We start from the raw sequence: 16,422 nt of genomic DNA on the forward strand, positions 1-16,422 counted from the left end.
CAGCAGAGCTGGGCTCAAGCCGTGACCGTGGTGTCGGAATCGGAGTCGGCGCCGATGCCGGCGGGGAGCTCGGTCATTCGCTCGTCGTAGCCGGTGTCGGGGTCGACGACGCGGCCCGCGGCCCACCAGTTCTCGCTTGCTGTTTCGAAGGCCACGAGCATGACGTCCTCTTCGGGGACGTCCGCGAAGAGCCGGAGGTTGTCGACGATCGCCCGGAACAGCGCGGCCTTCTGCTCCGGGCCGCGCCGGTTGAAGGACAACTGGATGAACAGGGTGCGCTCACTTCGCCGCCGCAGGCCGAACACGACCGGCTGGATGACGAAGTTGTCGCTCGTGACCTCGTGGAAGACGTGGAACTGATCGTCCTGGGGGATTTTGAGGACATCGACCATGGCGGTGTGCAGGGCCGCAGAGACGAGGCGGCGGTACTCGGGCGTGGTGCCCTGACGCAGGGAGACGGTGATCAGAGGCATGGCTGTTCGCGGCTTTCTGGTGAGTCGTGTCGTTGCTGAGTCGTGTGGTGCGGCGATGGAGCGGGAACCCGGAAGCAGGCCAGCAGCGCGGAGGTGTTGAGGTACTGGCCGATCAGGTTGACCAGGGCCACGAGCAGGTCCGTGCCGAACACCGTGACGGCCTCGTCGTAAAGGCCTTGCGGTACGTGGTGGTCGCCGACCAGTGCGACGGCCAGCCGATGGGCGACATGGGCCTCGGCGCGCATACCGAGGGGAGGCTCGCCACGGACCAGGGCGGCGACGGCGGGCCCGGGTACCCCCGCTTTTCCGGCGGCCAGGGTGTGCGCGTAGAGCACGTACTCGGCACGCCACTGTGCTGCGACGGTGAGGACGACCACCTCGCGGACGTCCGCCGGAATGCCGGACCCGGCAATGGCCTGGGCCCACTCCAACAGGGGTCCGGCGAGCTCCGGGGCCCGCAGCATGGCATTGAACGGACCGATCAGCCGCCCGTCGGGCAGAACGGCCGCGTAGCCCGCGTCCTCCGCACCGCGTACCCGTGTGACGTGCAGGCGGTGGTGCAACGCGCGCTGTGCGTCGTCGAAGGAGGCGGGGTGGATCAGGGGCAGCCGGCCGCCCAACAGCCGGTCGTCGCCGGCGGGTCGCTGGTTCATGCCTCCACGCTAAGGAGCCGCACAGGCATTCCGCCATCGAATGTTCAGCATGATGGGTATGCTCATTGCTCATGGGATTCGCCGATGTGACGCTGGCCGGACTGCGGGTGCTGCGCGAGGTGGCCGAGCGGGGCACCTTCACGGCAGCCGCGCAGGCGCTGGGGTACACGCAGTCGGCCGTCTCCAGGCAGGTGGCCGCGCTGGAACAGGCGACGGGTGCCCGGCTCTTCGACCGCTACCCGGGCGGGGTACGGCTGACCACCGCGGGCCGTGCCCTGCTGGGCCACGCCGTCTCCGCCCTGAACGCCCTGGAGGCGGCCGACCGGGAGCTGCGCGGAGCGGAGCCGGGCACCGGCCGGGTCCGGCTGGGGTACTTCCCGTCGGCGGGAGCGGTGATCGTGGCCCGCGCCGTCGAGGACCTACGCGAGGAGCACCCGCACATCAGGGTGACGACGCGCGAAGGAAGCACGCCCGCACTGGTACGCGCACTGCGCAGCGGCACCCTCGATCTCGCCCTCCTGTCCTCCCGGCCCCCGCACCGCTCCCCCGACACGGACGACCCGCCCCTACGCGTCGAACCGCTCCTGGAAACCCGCCTGGCCCTGGCGGTTCCGACAGGCGGCCGCTGGGCCGGCCGAGCCAGTGTCAGCGCCGACGACCTCGCGGGCGAACAGTGGATCGCCAGCCCCGGCAGCCCGGGGGAACCCCTGCTCGGAGTCTGGCCGGGACTGCCCGGACGCCCCCGGATCAGCCACACCGCCCGCGACTGGCTGACAAAACTGCACCTGGTCGCGGCCGGAGCGGGCATCACCACAGCCTCCCCGGCCCTCCTGCCGGTGGTCCCACCCGGCGTCCGCTTCATCGAGGTGGAGGGAGTGGGAGAGGAACTACGTCGCATCAGCCTGGCATCGACACCGACCCCACCCACGCCCCCGGCACAGTCCCTGACCCGGGCCCTGCGCCAACAGGCCCAGAACCTGACGGACCAGGACTGATCCGCTGCTCCGCTCCGCCCCGCCCTCAACTCGTGCTCGGCGAGCTCCCCGAGAGCGCCCGGTTCACCACGACGCTCAGGACCCGTACGCCATGAGTGGACCCAGGATGGATCCCGGTGAGCTCCCGAGCACGCTGTAAGCGGTAGTCGAGCGTCCGTGGATGGACGTTCAACGCCGCGGCCGCGTGCGTCCGGTTCATGTCGTTCCGGTAATACGTCTCCAGCGTGGTGATGAGGTCGGGCCCGTCCGAGAGCCGCGCGCCGATGTCCCGCAGCCAGCCCTGGGCCTCCGGCAGCCGCGCGACGCCGAGTTCGAGGAAGACATCGCCCAGGGTGTGCAGGCGATGCGGTCGCCTCTGCATCGGGGCCACGCGGCTGACACCGCGCGCCCGGGTGAGTGCTTCGGCCAACGCGCCGACGGGCCCTGCGCTCACGCCGATCGCGCAGGCGCCTCCCACTCCTTCCGCGACATCGCGTACCAAGGAGAGCGCGCGGTCCTCCACGACCGCCGAGGCCGTGCCGGGCGACCGGTTCGTGCCAGTCGATGGGTTCGTGCCGTCCGGCTGGACGGGGTAGCCAGGGATCAGCGCCACCAGTTCCTCGGGATCGCGCCACATGACCGGCACCCCCCGGCGCCGTACGAGAGCCTCGGTGATCTCCTCGCGGCGGGCGGCGGTGGGACACGGCCGGGCGGGAAGGCGGATCACGGTCACCAGATATCCCGGATGAAGGCGCATCTGGACGCCGTGTGCCAGATGCGACGCGGCGGGATCGTCGGCGAGCAGCGCTTCGGCCAGCGTCCGGACGCGGCTGACGACGGACGCGCGACGTCCCTGCCCCTCGACGTGACCGGACATGTAGGCGTCACCGCCGCGTGTCCCCTGCGGTCCGAACCACCGCATCAGGCGCATCAGTTCGTCGCCGTCGCCCGGCTCGGTCGCCTCCTGGATCTCGCGCAGCATCAGGCTGGTGTGCGAGACGACCAGTCGCTGATGTGACCGCAGGGACAGCCCTCTCTCGGCTCGCTGTCTCCCGACCGACGCCATGAACGCGAGATCGTCGGAGCTGAGCGGTTGCTCCCGCTCCGCCAGCTCGACGGTGCGGCGCCGCAGCCACACCGTGTACTCCAGCGCCTCCGCCCGCGAGCGGACGTCGCGTTCCAGCACCTCGTACTCCCGGACCTCCTGCCGGTAGACGTCCATCGCGTGCCGTGCGTTGGCGTCCACCCGTGTCATCAGCCTCGCGAAGAGATTCCCCATCTCGTCCTCCCGGTCTCACCCGTGTCCGGCCTCGCCGCCTTCGCTGCCCTCGCGGCGAGGACTCCTGGACAGTTGTTCGTGTGAACCACCGCTGTGGATTGAGCTGTTGCGATGTTTCGCGGTGACACGTGGTGCTGCGGTGGCCTGCACGGGCCGCGCCGCGACCGCTGGTGAGAAGTGACAGACTCCGGCGCAGTTGAGGGCGCCGGTTGCTGGTGAAGGCACGAAGACGAGGCCCTGCCGCCTCCGTGATGCTGGTGCACGGCCAAGGCGCTCACGGCGCCCGGAGATCACGGAAGGCAGACGATGATCACGTCAACCATTGGCAAGTTAACCGGTGCCCTGCTCGCGGTGGGCGCTGCGGCGGCCGTACTGATGCCCTCGCCGGCCGCTGCAGCGCCCGCGTCCGTCCAGGCGAACCAGGACGGTGTGTGCACCGGCGGCGAGTACTGTTTCGCCAGCAACATCCTCGGCAACGGAAGCCTCTCCGACTTCTCCGTCGCCGACAGCAACCTCAACAACAACGTCTACACCACCCCCGGTCTCGGCCAGGGCACGCCGCTGGGCAACACCGCGCGCTGGGGCTGGAACTACGACTCGACGCGCAGCGCCGTGATCTGCACGGGCACCGGCTACACGGGCAACTGCGCGGGCGCGCCCCCGAACACCGGCGGCCAGTACAACGTGACCTACCGGGGCAATGTCGAATCCATCTACTGGACGTAGCCCGTTGCGCGGGATCGTGGTGGCGCTCGCCGCGACTGCCGCCGCCGCGCTCACCGCGGGGTGCTCCGCAGCGGCCGGGGACCAGCCCGAAGAGGTACCCGTGCTGCTGCGGAGCACCGGCCTCCGGCTCCCGCTGGACGCGTACCTGCTGTCGCCGGGCGAGACGACGGAGGTCACCGAGGCGCACCGGGTGCTCGTACGGCGGTGCATGGTCCGGTTCGGGTTCGACTATCCGCCCGTCACGGCCGGGGGAACGGGCGGCGGCCTGACGAGCTGGACGCAGCGGCGGTACGGGATCACCGACCCGACGGAGGCGGCGGCCCGCGGATACCGGCTGCGCGCCCCCGCCGATCCGGCCCCGTCCGCCGACCCGGGGCCGCAGGAACGCGTCGCACTGACCGGCGAGGGAGGAAGCCGGATCAAGGGCCGCGCGGTGCCCGAGGACGGTTGCGCCGGGGAGGCGGGGCGGCGGCTACGGGCGGGCGGCCCCGAGGACGTGGACCGGAGCCTGGCCCAGACGCTGTCGGCGGAGAGCTACGAACGATCGCTCCAGGACAAGCGCGTCCGAGCTGTGACGGAACAGTGGTCGCGGTGCATGGCGGCGAACGGGCTGGTCTACGCAGGCCCGCTCGACCCGCCGAAGGACCGCCGTTTCCAGGGCACCGCACCGTCGACAACCGAGCGCACCACAGCGAAGACCGACGTCAACTGCAAGAAGCGGACGAACCTGGTCGGCATCTGGTTCACAGCCGAGACGGCCACCCAACGGTCACTCATCGCCAGAAACCACGAGGCGCTGACCCGAGTGGCGGCAATGAACCGAACAGAACTCACCACTGCCCGGACCGTACTGTCGAAGTTCCCCTCAGAAAACGACTGACCTGAGGGAACGAGACCCGACGCATGCGTCCCGTCGCCCTGCTCCCACCACGATGCAACGAACCCGAAACGGCCAGCCGGGGACTGCCACACGACCGAGAAACGAAACGACCTAGCCAGGGCGATCGGCGCACAGCAACGACAAAGAGCGGGACCCAGTGAAACTGGTTCCCGCTCTTCATACGTGGCACCTGCGCTGACCAACCGCATCATCGTGCTGGTTGAAGCGAAGTGCCCCCGGCAGGATTCGAACCTGCGCACACGGCTCCGGAGAGCACGCTCCTGACATGCTGGATTGTGGCTCTGACCTGCATGGGAGTGCTGGGGCATGTCTGCGGTCCGCGAGCTCACACGCTTCTCACACGTCGGCTAGCGACAAGGAGCCTGGCCTACTCCAGCGAGTAGTCATCCTTGAGGATCTTGGCGGTGTCGTTGATCTCCAGAACCTCTAGTTCGACCTCTAGCTCAGCGAGCCTCTGGGCGCATCGGGCCAGGCTCACTTGGGAGAACGTGAAGAGCGCTTCTGGTGTGGCCGGGCGCCCGCCAAAAGCGAGAACGATCTTTGTTGGCTGGAAGTCGTCTGGGATCTCGCGCTTCCCCTTGCTTTCTCGTCTGACGACTTCCTGCATTTTCGGCACCGTGTCCGGTTGGCGACGTAGCGCTTCGGCGGCGACGAGGGCTTGATTGAAGAGATGGCTTGCTGAAACGGAGCCATCCATACGCTTCACGTGGATAAGTTCATCGTCTGGACCTAGGAGATCGCAGACCTCGAAACCCTTCGGGTGCTGCGTGGTGTACAGCAATCTTGTATCCAAGCGCAGGAAGCGTGAGTCATCATGTTGGACAAGGAGGTTGTACCTCCCTTCAACGGCGGCTGCAATATTTCCCCTCTTCTTTACCTCTTGCGGCCAGTCAGAAACCGAAAGTTCGCTCCTCTTACTCAGGATTTTTGCGACTTTCTGTCGCAGCAAGTCTAGGTATGCGCCGCCGATGTCGAACCAACGTCCTTGGTGAAATACGTACCTCTTTCCTTCGTGATCGGTTTGAAACGTGATCCACTTATCCCCGTGAATGGCTCTGGAGATGGAAAATCCATCACTGTTAAGACCCTGTATAGTGATTCGCTTCAGGGCGTCAAAGCGAGTCGAAGCCTCGCGGCGAGTCAGCGGTTGTAGGAGGTGGTGCAGCTCCAACTCCTCGGGCTGTTCCTCGCGACCTGCGCCAGACCCACGGATCTTGTAGCTGTCGGCTTCTCCGTGATCACTCTCCTGCCACTCGGCCGGCCACGTAAGAGCAATGAGTGGCGACCCTGGTTCCAGGGCCTGGGACAGCAGCCTCTGAAGTTGAGTGGTCTCTGGCGCCCCAGGGCGCAGCGGACGCGTGTGCTCGAAGTGTTCGAGCCCCTTAACAGGCGGCTCATTCTCCACGGTGTCATGCAGGTAGCCCAGGTCGGCGAGCAAGTCCCGTGGACTCTTAGCAAGCGGCAGGCTTAGTCCATCGGCCCCTCTGACCGTCGCGTAGCTGTCTGCCTTACCGGCGGCTGCCGTCAGTCCGGAGACTGATATTCGTCCGACCAATCGGCTTATGACCTCGCCGATTTCTTCAACACCGAAGGCGTCCAATGAAGCACCGGATGGAACGCTCGTACGTGCAGTTCTAGCGAGCGTATCCATTGTGTGGCTCGTAAGGGATCGCACCTGGTCCGCGCTCGCTTTACGTATGGCAAAGCGAAGGCCGAAGCCGGGGTCAAGGAATATGGGATTCAGTAGGATGTGCCCGAATCCCCACGTTAGCGCATAGTCGTATCCTTGCTGTGGGACTATCAGCGCTGCTGCGGAAGTTATGTTCTTGAGTTGAGGGTTGAGGCCAACTAGCGAGACGAGGTGCGGCATCCATCGAGGTTCATCTGTGCTTATCTTTCCCGTAATGAGAAGCGATTGGGTCCCGCTGATGGATACCTCGCGCATCTGAAAATCATCCTCGTTCTCTGCGTACTTCTGCTGTATGCAGAGTTCGAGGGGTTCATCGCCAGGTCGGGAAAGTCGGTAAACCGTCGCCTTCTTGGCCGGTGCCTGCTGACGTGCCATGGCCTACCCCCAAGCCCGAGGTTCCGTCGATGCGCAGAATTGGCGCATCAGGTCATGTCTTCCCCTGGTGTCCTGGATGTCTAACGAAGTCCACCTATCACGCTTTATCGAATATTTGACCGAATCGCCGTCCGAGGTTGGGCGGTCGACTCTTGCATCTGGTGCCTGGCAGTGGCCGTTGCGCCGATGGCTGCAACACCGGGGGTGTTACAGCCACCAATACGGTCGGACAGGTGGGACAGTCCGGTTTCCCGCTGTCCCACCTATTTGTGCAGGTCAAGAGCAGTAGTGGGACAGTCGGACAGCTAGGACACTGCCTGTCCGGCGGTAGGCTGCGCGCCCCGTGGCACCCTTGGCAGCGGGCAGTGCAGAGAGCGAGAGGAGCTGAAGTGTCGGAGGCCAGTCCGCGCGGAACCTACCTGGTCATCTCGGAGGCGCTACGGAAGCGGATCGACAAGAACCAGGCCGAAGATGGTGTGGCGTCGGAGGCCGAGTTGATGCGCGAGTACGGGGTCTCACGCAATACGATCCGGCGCGCTCTCAAGGTCCTTGAAGCCGAGGGTGTTCTTGAGCCCGCCCCAGGGATCGGGTGGCGTGTCGTACGGGGTGGTGATCGCCGTTCCCTTGAGGACCGGATGGTTGATCTGATTGCGGAGGACTCGCTGTCGGTTGGGGACATGTACCCGTCTGAAGCGAAGCTCTGTGAGCGCTTCGGGGTGTCCCGTACGGCCGTGCGTCGTGTCCTTGCACAGATGGAGGGAAACGGCTTGCTCGCCACCGTTCATGGCAAGGGGCGCACAGTGCGCACTCTCCCGACTCCCAGCCTTCGGCCGTAGCCTTAGCCGCCATGGGACTTACTGAGTGGGCGTACTCGCTCTCCGAATCGCTGCTGTCCGATCCGCTCCCGCGTCGGTGGGCGCACTCTCTGGGGGTCGCTGAGCGCGCTCGCTCCTTGGGTCCGATCCTGAGCGACGATGCCGAACTGTTGGAAGCCGCCGCGGTACTGCATGACATTGGATACTCGCCGGCGATCGCCGTGACTGGCTTCCACCCGCTGGACGGAGCGCGGTTCCTCCGGGACCAGGAGAGTGCGGACGAACGGGTGGTTCGTCTCGTTGCCCATCACTCCTGTGCCCTGCTCGAAGCCGAGGAGCGGGGGCTGAGGCAGGAACTGGAGAGTGAGTTCGAGCTAGAGCGCCCGGACCTTGTTGACGCGCTGCTCTACTGCGACATGACGACGACGCCAGACGGGACGCACACCACGCCGGCCGAACGGCTGGACGAGATTGTGCAGCGGTACGGCCCGGACACGATCGTGGGGCGGTTCATCCAGCGCGCGGCGCCTGAGATCCACGGAGCCGCGAAGCGTGTTGAGGACCGATTGATGCGGGTCTCCGTTGGGGATCAGCCGATGTAGGGCTCTCGCCGTGATTCGTCGAGGCCGTGCCTGATGCGCAGCATCATCGACGGGTGGATGTCCAATTCACCAAGGTCCGCTGGGTCGACCCAGCGGACCTCTTTCGACTCGCTGCTAGTGCGCAGAGAGCCGCCAACGGGGTGGGCCCGGAAGCAGATGGAGAACTGTTGCCGCACCTCCCCGTCGTCGTATGCCAGCACGTGTTCAGGGTCGGTGTAGAGCCCCACGATGCCGTCAACCTCAACTTGAATGCCTGTCTCTTCCAGGACCTCTCGCACGGCGGTGTCACCGATGCGTTCGCCAATGTCGTGGCCCCCGCCTGGCAGAGCCCACAGATCATTGTCGGTCTTGTGGATGAGCAACAACCGTTCGGCGTCGTCTTGAACGATCGCCGTGACCGAGGGCACCACTGAGTTCGCCTTCGGGGCTTTCGGGTCACGGAAGTAGTCGATGCGGCTCATCAGGGGGCGCCTTCCCATTCGGCGGGCGAAGAGATCGGGCGGGCCGATTCCCATACCCTCTCAACGCTCTCAGCGTAGGCGTCGAAGAGTTCACCGCCGGGTACGCGTTGCAGGTGCAGCACGGGGGCCATGTAGGCGCCGACGCCGTAGAGGTGCCCGTTCGCCAACATCTCGTCATCGGCCCGGTAGATCGAGTTGTAGAGCGTGGTGCTGTGCAGACGGAAGTCAACTCCGGGGAGGCCGAAGAGCGGGCCGTAGTTGATGAGGGCGTTGCGGATCTTTCCTCCCATCGCCGCTCCGATCCCCTCGTCTTCCCCGCGCGCAGCCACGGCTTGCGAGGTGGGTTCACCGAGCATGAAGCGGATAGGTACTCCGTCGGCCGACTTCTCTTTCACGATGCGGTGGAACGTCGCGTCTTCAGTGAGCCAGAACCCGGAGTAGACCAGCACGTCGAACTGACGCGCTGCCTTGGCGTAGAGGCTTGTCCAGAGGGTCTGCATCACGACGGACCGGTGCGGATAGAGCCTGACCAACTCCGCGTTGCCGGATGCCGTGACCTCGGCTGATGTGCGTTCGTCTGGCCACAGGTACGACACTTCGCACTTCAGCAGCGAGGCGGTCGCGTACTGGAAGCGGCGGTATGGCTTGCGTTCGGGTTCGTTGATCCAGCGTTCGACCGTCTTGGGTGCGACCCCGAGCCGCTGAGCGACCTCATCAAGCGTCAGACCCAAGTCCACTATCGCGCCGCGCAGTCGCTCGTTCGCCACGCCAACCTCCGTCTTGCTGGGACGACTTGGTACGACTTCACGCTAGCTAAGAGCAACCCAAGTCGTACAGGTGCGAAGTCGAACGTCGTCGGCGCCGACGGCAGTCTGTAGGTACATCGAGGCGAGGGGCTCGCCGAACTCCAACAGCCGAGGGGCTTGACGGGGTGAACTCCTCTCTGCATGATGAGGGACATGTAATACATGTACCTCTTGAAGTGGCCCGACGAACCCCGTGAAAACGGGAGCCCCTCCAGGGGTTACCGCGTTCGCCGGAAGCGATTGATCTTTGACAACTGAATGGGGATCACGCCGCCTCTCCTCGGTCAAGTAGGCGGCCACGTTGGACTCCGTCCCGCGTGAGGTACAGCGCAACCCCTCGCAGCGCTCTGGCGCTGCTGCCCCCGGCTCAGCCGTGACGGTGGCGGATCGAATCCGCTCCGGGGCGCTTGCCCCCCTGCCGCGCCGTGCGGCTGGGGGTTTCCGGAGTGGCCGTCGTCTCGCCAAAAGCCTGCGGCTCTTCGGCTTCCTGTCCCTCCGATTCAGGAGCGTTCATGCACGCCTACATCGGCGGCCATCAGGCCGTGAACGACACCGATTTCGTCGAACTCGCCCTCGGTACCCCGGTTGAGCTGTGGCTCGGGGTCGACGGCGAGAGCGAGGAGGAGCGCGCGGCCCGGCTGGACGCGGCCCGTGACATCCTCGCCGCCCCCGAGTACTGCGACCTGCCCGACCTCGTGAGCCGGGTCGCCGCCGAGGCGATCGAGGCCTATGCGCCGGAGCTGTTCAACGTCATCGAGCTGCCGCGCCCCGCGCGGCGCCGCACCTCCCGGAAGGGGGCTGCGGCATGAGCACCGCAACCGAGACGGCAGCACCTGCGGTGCCGCCGCTGACGAAGCCGGAGCTGTGGCTGTTGGGCGCGGTCGCCGTGCTCGCGGCCGGGGTCGGCGGGCTGGGCCTGGCGTCCTCGTTCGAGGCAGTGTCGGACGCCGGAGCCCGTTGGGGATTCGCCTCGCCGTGGATGCTGCCGGTCGGTATCGACGTGGCCATTCCGGTGTTCACCGCGGCGTTCCTGCTGCTGATCCGCACGGACATGCCGTTGGGCTGGGTGCGGTTCGTACCGTGGGCGCTGACCGGGGTGACGTGCTGGCTGAACATCGCGGCCGGGCACTCGCTGTCCGCCAAGCTGGCGCACGGCACGATGCCGCTGCTGTGGGTGGTTCTGTCCGAGGTGGCCGCGCACGTCTACGCCTCCCGGATCGGCGCCGTGACGGGTCGTCGGATGGAGAAGATCCGGCGCTCTCGCTGGCTGCTCGCCCCGCTGTCGACGTTCGCTCTGTGGCGTCGCATGACGCTGTGGGAGGTCACCTCCTATGCGGACGCGCTCGGCGGGGAGCGTGAGCGGCAGTTGGCCCGTGCGGAGCTGCGCGAGCGGTTCGGCCGGCGGTGGCGTTCCAAGACGCCGCGGCCGGAGCGGGTGCTGTTGAAGCTGGGTGAGCTGGCCCCGGCCGGTGACGACCTGCCGCCGGTGCCGCCGCAGAACCCGAAGCCGGAGCCGAAGGCGGCCAAGCCACCGCGCAAGCGCACCGCCAAGCCCAAGGCCAAGACCGGCAAGGCGCCGCGGACTCCCGCGGAGCTGCTCGCCGAAGCCCGCGAGGCCACGACCGCGTGGGCGGATGACGCGATCAACGCCGAAGCAGTCCGCACCACGCTGCACTGCTCGGCAGCGAACTCCCGCGTGCTCCGGGACCTGCTGTTGAGCGAGCGCGCGGACGGCCGACGCCTGCACCCCATCGACGACACGGACGACGGCGAGGGGGCTGCGGCATGAACACCCTGGCCACGGTCCTGCTGTCCGCACTGCCCCTGATGGCCGGTTGGGCGGTCCACGTGTGGTGGCTGCGCGCTCACCTGCACACGGCACGGCGTGACCCGCTCACCGGCTTACGCACCCGCGACGGGTTCACCCGCCGCGCCACCGCCCTGCTCAAGGACCCGCGCGCGGTCGTCGTGCTGGCCGACGTGGACCGCTTCAAGCAGATCAATGACACCCACGGGCACGCGGCCGGGGACGCGCTGTTGAAGGCGACCGCCGACCGGCTCGCCCACCACGTCGGCCCGTCCGGGGTTGTGGGACGGCTTGGGGGTGATGAGTTCGCCGCCGTCGTCATCGACGAACGCGGCACGGCCGGCGACCTGCTCGCCGTGCTGCACGGGGTGCTCGCCCGCCCGGTCGAAGGTCAGGACCCGGACGTACGCACCACGGTCTCGCTGGGCTGGGTGCGCGCCGCGGACTTCCCCGCCGATGACCTGTCCGGCCTGCTGCGGCGGGCGGATGAGGCGATGTACGCGGCCAAGCAAGGTCGCGCCGGAATGCGCCGGGCCGGTCTCGGCTGGTTGTTCGCCACCGTTGCCGGACGCCGCGCCGGTCGGACCGGCGCCCGGACGGCGGCGCCCGTGGTCGGGGTCGCGGCATGAACGGGCCCCGGATCGGATCGGTCTGCACCGGATACGGCGGGCTGGACATCGCCGTCCAGGCCGTGTTCGGCGGGGAGTTGGCGTGGGTGGCGGACAACGATCCCGGCGCTGCGCGCATCCTGGCCCACCATCACCCCGAGGTGTCCAACCTCGGGGACATCACTGCCGTCGACTGGCCCGGCGTCGAGCCGGTCGACATCTACATCGGCGGCTATCCGTGCCAGCCGTTCAGCACCGCGGGCAAACGGAAGGGAACCAAGGATGCCCGGCACCTCTGGCCGCACATCGCCCGCGCCCTTGGGGTTCTACGACCCCGGCTCGCGGTCTTTGAGAACGTCGCAGGGCACCTTTCTCTCGGCTTCGACACCGTGCTTGGAGACCTTGCCGCCCTCGGGTTCGATGCGGACTGGTGCTGTGTACGAGCGTCGGACGTCGGCGCCGCCCATCAGCGCAACCGGCTGTTCTTCTGGGCCTGGCCTGCCGACTCCGGCAGCGAGGGACTGGCGCGGCGGTGGGCAGAGCGGGCAACTGCCCACCGCGGTATCGCTGTTGCCGACGCCGTCGACCTCGGAGAACACGGGGGCGGGGCATGCGGCACAGGGCGGGATGAACCTGCGGCACGTGGTCTCGCTGCTGCCCACTCCGCGCGCGTCGGAGAGCGAGAACCGGCAGACCCGGCGCAGCCCCTCGCAGGAAGCGGGCACGCACGGCAAGAGCCTGGCCGCGGAGGTGGGCGAACTGCTGCCGACCCCGGCCGCAGCGAGCTGGCCGAGCAATCAGTCTCCGAGCCCGGGGGCGACGGTGCGGCCGTCGCTGCATCAGGTCTCGGAGTTGATTGGGGGCCGTACGCCGCGGCGGTCGAAAGGTGGCAGGCGGTCATCGGCCGCCCCGCCCCCCGGCCAACTGACGCTCTGGGACGGCTGAACCCGCCCTTCGTCGAATGGCTGATGGCACTGGACGACGGCCACGTGACGGCCGTTCCGGGCTTGTCGCGCACCGCGCAGCTCAAGGCGCTCGGCAACGGGGTGGTGTGGCCGCAGGCGGTCGCCGCCCTGCGCATCCTGCTCAGCCGGACCGATCCCGTGCGGTGGGGGAGGGCTGCGGCGTGAAGTCTCAGCCCATCGTCGGCGCCGCCGTGTTCGTCACGGTCATGGAGGCCGCCGGCCACCGCTGCCAGTGCGAGGGCGAGTGCGGCCAGCCCCACACCAAGGGCGACGGCCGGTGCCCGCACGAGCACGACCACTACACCAGCAAGCACGGGCGCCTGGTGCGGCTGATGGCCGCACCGGTCGACCCGCTCGCCACCGACGTCGCCGCCGCGCGCCTCCCCGCGAGCGAGCTGCGCGCCTGGTGCCCCGACTGCCACGGCGCTGCCGCACGGCGCGCCAAGCGGCAGTTTCCCCCGACCCCGACGGATCAGTGCGGCCTTTTCGAGCTGTAGCGCACCCGTGTGCGAGGGGCAGAAATCCTGCCCCTTCCCACTCCATTGGGCGCTCAGCATCAAAGCACGGGCCCGACCGCTCACCTCCTACAGCGTTCGGCCGGGCCCGTCATCCCTCACACCCGAAAGTGGAAGGAACCTCAGTGAAACACCCCGACGACGACAACGAACTGTTCAACCGGCTGGAAGCCGAGATGGCCGACCCGGGCGCCCCGTCCGGGGGTGAGGTGGTCGACCTCGGCAAGGCCCGTACCGAGCGCGACGGGTCGCCCGACTCGACTGCCCACCCGTCGGCCGACTCCCGGTCGTCGAAGTCGGCCGACCCGGAGCCGACCGAGTCGCCCGACGTACGGTCGACTCTGGTCGACAACGCCGTGCCGACTGTGTCCGGCCCCGGCGTCATCGACCGCATCAAGAACTCCAAGCGGCTGGACGTCTTCCCGGCGTGGCTGAAGTCGAGCGCGGAGTTCAAGGAGGCGCTCGGCTGGCTGGCCGGGCACGCCTGGCATACCGTCGCCTTCCACGCGGTCCGGGTGCCGTTCGTCTACCTGCCCAAGCTCGTCTGGCGCTCGCCGCGCGGCGCGCTCAACACCCTTGGCAGGGTGGGGCGTTGGGCCGTGGACGGCGAGGGCGAGGCGCTGCGCCAGTACACCGCCACGAACGAGCAGGTGGATGAGTACCTGAAGCTCTCGCGGCAGCGGGACCGGCGCGTCCGCCTGCGGATGATCCTCACCATCCTGGGCGGCATCTTCGCCCTGGGAGTGAGTCTGTTCCTGGTGTTCGGCGCGCAGCCGATGACGCAGGTCATCGCCGCCATCGTGGCCGTGCTCGGCTTCGGGTGGGCAGGGGCGCCGGCGGATGCTCCGCTCGCCACGCGCGCGGTCATCAAGACCGAGGTGCAGAAGCTGACCAGCGACATCGTGGTCAAGGCCATGGCGTCCATCGGCATCGGCCAGATCACCTCCGCGGTCGCCAAGGGCCAGGACGGCATCAAGTTCGTCTCGCCCATCACCCGCGAGGGTCCGGGCTGGCGCGCGGACATCGACCTGCCGCTCGGCGTGACGGTCGCGGACGTGGCAGACCGGCGCTCCCGGCTCGCCTCCGGCCTGCGCCGTCCGCTGGGGTGCGTGTGGCCGGACGCCGACCCCGACGAGCACGAGGGACGGCTGATCCTGTGGGTGGGTGACAGGGACCTGTCCAAGACCGGCATCGTCAAGTGGCAGCTCGCGAACGCCCGTCGGCACGACATCTTCAAGCGGAACCCGTTCGGCATCGACCCGCGCGGCCGTGCTCAGTCGGTGCCGATGATCCAGCACAACATCCTGGTCGGCTCGCTGCCCGGCCAGGGCAAGACCGCCTCCGTGCGCGTGCTGGCCTGCGGTGCCGCCCTGGATCCGTCGGTGGAACTGTGGCTGCACGAGAACAAGGGCACCGGCGACCTGGACTCCCTCGAATGCGTCAGCCACCGGTTCGTGTCCGGCATCGACGACGACTCGATCAAGTACGCGGCGGATTCTTTGAAGCTGCTGCGTGCCGAGGTCATGCGGCGTGCGGGCGTGATCAAGAAGCTGCCGCGGGACCTGTGCCCCGACAAGCGCATCACCCGCGCGATTGCCGACAAGCGCTCGTTGAAGCTGTGGCCGCTGGTCGGCGTGTTCGACGAATGCCAGAACCTGTTCGCCCACCCCAAATACGGCAAAGGGGCAGGTGACGACGCCGAGTTCATCATCAAGCTCGGCCGCGCGCTCGGGGTCATCCTCGTACTGGCCACGCAGCGCCCCGACAAGGACTCGCTGCCCACGGGGATCAGCGGCAACGTGTCCATCCGCTTCGCGCTCAAGGTCGCGGGCCAGACCGAGAACGACATGATCCTGGGTACGTCGGCGTACAAGAACGGCGTGCGCGCCACCTCGTTCCGCCCGGAGATCGACGCCGGTAACGGCTACCTCGCCGGCGCGACCGCGCTGCCGGTCGTGGTGCGCACCGCCTACCTGGACGACAACGCCACCCACGCGATTGCGCAGCGCGCGCATGCGCTGCGCAAGGCCGAGGGCACGCTGTCCGGGCACGCGCTGGGGGAGGACGCCGAGACCACCACGGGCCCGTCGTACGACCTGCTCGCCGATGTCGCCGCTGTCGTACCGCCCTCGGAGAAGCGGGTGTGGAACGAGCGGATCGCCGCCCGGCTCGCGGAGCTGCGGCCGGAGGTCTACGGCGGCTGGAAGGGCGAGAACGTCACCTCCGCGCTCAAGCCGCACGGCATCAAGACCACTGGTGTGGCCGGAACAACGGACGACGGCGAGCGCACCACGCGCCGCGGAATCGCCCGTGACGACCTCACCGCAGCGATTGCGGATCGTGACGAAAACCGGGGCGCCGCCTAGCCCCGGACGGCTGCTACCGGTAGCGGGCTCACCTGCTACCGGTAGCACCCCCGCTAGCACCCCAAACGGCACCCCATCTGCGATCTAGCGGATAGCACCCCACCTGCGAAGACCCCGGAAACCGGCCTGGAGGGACTCTGATGACCCCCATAGCCCTTGCTACCGCCTTCCTGCTCACCGTCACACTGTGTTACGCGGCTGTTTGTGCGGGAAGCCCGTTCGGCACCTGCCGCAAGTGCCACGGCTTCGGCTTCGCCACCACCACCGACCGCAAGGGACGCCCCAAGCGCGGCAAGCGCTGCCGCCGCTGCAAGGGCCGCGGCAAGCGCGTCCGCATCGGCCGCTGGCTCTTCAACCGCGCCCAGCGGATCTACCGCGAAGGCACCCACTGACCCGAAAGGAGGTC

The 16,422-nt window shown here is 67.8% G+C and carries 18 protein-coding genes; 12 read left to right on the forward strand and 6 right to left on the reverse strand.

Translation table 11 applies throughout. The features are described 5' to 3' along the window. Positions 1-14: 14 nt before the first annotated feature. Together ACLVWQ_RS08905 and ACLVWQ_RS08910 are read right to left on the reverse strand one after the other, a co-directional pair. A complete protein-coding gene (locus ACLVWQ_RS08905) occupies positions 15-473 on the reverse strand; it encodes a tautomerase family protein (RefSeq protein ID WP_414107682.1) in 459 nt (152 codons plus the stop codon). Beyond that, positions 464-1,126 carry a carboxymuconolactone decarboxylase family protein gene (locus ACLVWQ_RS08910; RefSeq protein ID WP_414107683.1) on the reverse strand — a complete coding sequence of 221 codons (663 nt, stop codon included), beginning with the start codon at positions 1,124-1,126 and terminating at the stop codon, positions 464-466. Before ACLVWQ_RS08910 ends, ACLVWQ_RS08905 begins: the two co-directional genes overlap by 10 nt. Positions 1,127-1,197: 71 nt before the next feature. Here ACLVWQ_RS08910 and ACLVWQ_RS08915 point away from each other — a divergent pair, with 71 nt between their 5' ends. Further along, positions 1,198-2,121 (forward strand): LysR family transcriptional regulator, encoded by a 924-nt coding sequence (locus tag ACLVWQ_RS08915; protein ID WP_414107684.1) that lies wholly within the window; start codon positions 1,198-1,200, stop codon positions 2,119-2,121. A 25-nt stretch (positions 2,122-2,146) separates the two neighbouring features. Here the strand turns inward: ACLVWQ_RS08915 and ACLVWQ_RS08920 are convergent, their stop codons facing one another. Continuing rightward, positions 2,147-3,379, reverse strand: a complete 1,233-nt coding sequence (locus tag ACLVWQ_RS08920) for a PucR family transcriptional regulator (protein WP_414107685.1) — start codon at positions 3,377-3,379, stop codon at positions 2,147-2,149. 306 nt (positions 3,380-3,685) lie between these two features. Between ACLVWQ_RS08920 and ACLVWQ_RS08925 the strand changes: the two genes are divergently transcribed. Together ACLVWQ_RS08925 and ACLVWQ_RS08930 are read left to right on the forward strand one after the other, a co-directional pair. Then, positions 3,686-4,105: a hypothetical protein gene (locus ACLVWQ_RS08925; protein WP_414107686.1), complete on the forward strand. Its 420-nt coding sequence runs from the start codon at positions 3,686-3,688 to the stop codon at positions 4,103-4,105. Positions 4,106-4,109: 4 nt separating this feature from the next. Next, the gene (locus ACLVWQ_RS08930; RefSeq protein ID WP_414107687.1) at positions 4,110-4,985 is read left to right on the forward strand and encodes a hypothetical protein; all 876 of its coding nucleotides are present in this window, start codon (positions 4,110-4,112) and stop codon (positions 4,983-4,985) included. Positions 4,986-5,373: 388 nt separating this feature from the next. Here ACLVWQ_RS08930 and ACLVWQ_RS08935 read toward each other — a convergent pair whose 3' ends face one another. Then, complete coding sequence (locus tag ACLVWQ_RS08935; RefSeq protein ID WP_414107688.1) at positions 5,374-7,071, reverse strand: DUF6119 family protein; 1,698 nt, start codon at positions 7,069-7,071, stop codon at positions 5,374-5,376. Between the two features lie 389 nt (positions 7,072-7,460). Between ACLVWQ_RS08935 and ACLVWQ_RS08940 the strand changes: the two genes are divergently transcribed. Together ACLVWQ_RS08940 and ACLVWQ_RS08945 are read left to right on the forward strand one after the other, a co-directional pair. Beyond that, complete coding sequence (locus ACLVWQ_RS08940; protein WP_414107689.1) at positions 7,461-7,907, forward strand: GntR family transcriptional regulator; 447 nt, start codon at positions 7,461-7,463, stop codon at positions 7,905-7,907. A gap of 11 nt (positions 7,908-7,918) precedes the next feature. Next, positions 7,919-8,488: an HD domain-containing protein gene (locus ACLVWQ_RS08945; RefSeq protein ID WP_414107690.1), complete on the forward strand. Its 570-nt coding sequence runs from the start codon at positions 7,919-7,921 to the stop codon at positions 8,486-8,488. Here the strand turns inward: ACLVWQ_RS08945 and ACLVWQ_RS08950 are convergent. After that, positions 8,476-8,949: an NUDIX domain-containing protein gene (locus ACLVWQ_RS08950; RefSeq protein WP_414107691.1), complete on the reverse strand. Its 474-nt coding sequence runs from the start codon at positions 8,947-8,949 to the stop codon at positions 8,476-8,478. The genes ACLVWQ_RS08945 and ACLVWQ_RS08950 overlap by 13 nt on opposite strands. After that, the gene (locus ACLVWQ_RS08955) at positions 8,949-9,716 is read right to left on the reverse strand and encodes a helix-turn-helix domain-containing protein (protein WP_389951492.1); all 768 of its coding nucleotides are present in this window, start codon (positions 9,714-9,716) and stop codon (positions 8,949-8,951) included. Before ACLVWQ_RS08955 ends, ACLVWQ_RS08950 begins: the two co-directional genes overlap by 1 nt. Positions 9,717-10,267: 551 nt before the next feature. On the opposite strand from ACLVWQ_RS08955, the gene ACLVWQ_RS08960 reads away from it, so the two are divergent. The 7 genes from ACLVWQ_RS08960 to ACLVWQ_RS08990 all read left to right on the forward strand — a co-directional run bounded on the left by ACLVWQ_RS08960 (position 10,268) and on the right by ACLVWQ_RS08990 (position 16,408). Then, positions 10,268-10,564: a hypothetical protein gene (locus ACLVWQ_RS08960; RefSeq protein ID WP_414107692.1), complete on the forward strand. Its 297-nt coding sequence runs from the start codon at positions 10,268-10,270 to the stop codon at positions 10,562-10,564. Further along, on the forward strand, positions 10,561-11,544 hold the full coding sequence (locus ACLVWQ_RS08965) for a DUF2637 domain-containing protein (protein WP_414107693.1): 984 nt from the start codon (positions 10,561-10,563) through the stop codon (positions 11,542-11,544). The genes ACLVWQ_RS08960 and ACLVWQ_RS08965 overlap by 4 nt, the downstream gene beginning before the upstream one ends. Continuing rightward, entirely contained in the window at positions 11,541-12,191 is a 651-nt protein-coding gene (locus tag ACLVWQ_RS08970) for a GGDEF domain-containing protein (RefSeq protein ID WP_414107694.1), read from the forward strand. Before ACLVWQ_RS08965 ends, ACLVWQ_RS08970 begins: the two co-directional genes overlap by 4 nt. Continuing rightward, positions 12,188-13,300 carry a DNA cytosine methyltransferase gene (locus ACLVWQ_RS08975; RefSeq protein ID WP_414107695.1) on the forward strand — a complete coding sequence of 371 codons (1,113 nt, stop codon included), beginning with the start codon at positions 12,188-12,190 and terminating at the stop codon, positions 13,298-13,300. The genes ACLVWQ_RS08970 and ACLVWQ_RS08975 overlap by 4 nt, the downstream gene beginning before the upstream one ends. Beyond that, the gene (locus ACLVWQ_RS08980; protein WP_414107696.1) at positions 13,297-13,632 is read left to right on the forward strand and encodes a hypothetical protein; all 336 of its coding nucleotides are present in this window, start codon (positions 13,297-13,299) and stop codon (positions 13,630-13,632) included. The genes ACLVWQ_RS08975 and ACLVWQ_RS08980 overlap by 4 nt, the downstream gene beginning before the upstream one ends. Before the next feature lie 143 nt (positions 13,633-13,775). Beyond that, positions 13,776-16,016 carry a cell division protein FtsK gene (locus ACLVWQ_RS08985; protein WP_414107697.1) on the forward strand — a complete coding sequence of 747 codons (2,241 nt, stop codon included), beginning with the start codon at positions 13,776-13,778 and terminating at the stop codon, positions 16,014-16,016. Positions 16,017-16,156: 140 nt separating this feature from the next. Further along, positions 16,157-16,408, forward strand: a complete 252-nt coding sequence (locus tag ACLVWQ_RS08990; RefSeq protein ID WP_414107698.1) for a hypothetical protein — start codon at positions 16,157-16,159, stop codon at positions 16,406-16,408. Positions 16,409-16,422: the final 14 nt, after the last annotated feature.

The organism is Streptomyces sp. CWNU-52B (assembly GCF_047444975.1).
Classification (GTDB): domain Bacteria; phylum Actinomycetota; class Actinomycetes; order Streptomycetales; family Streptomycetaceae; genus Streptomyces.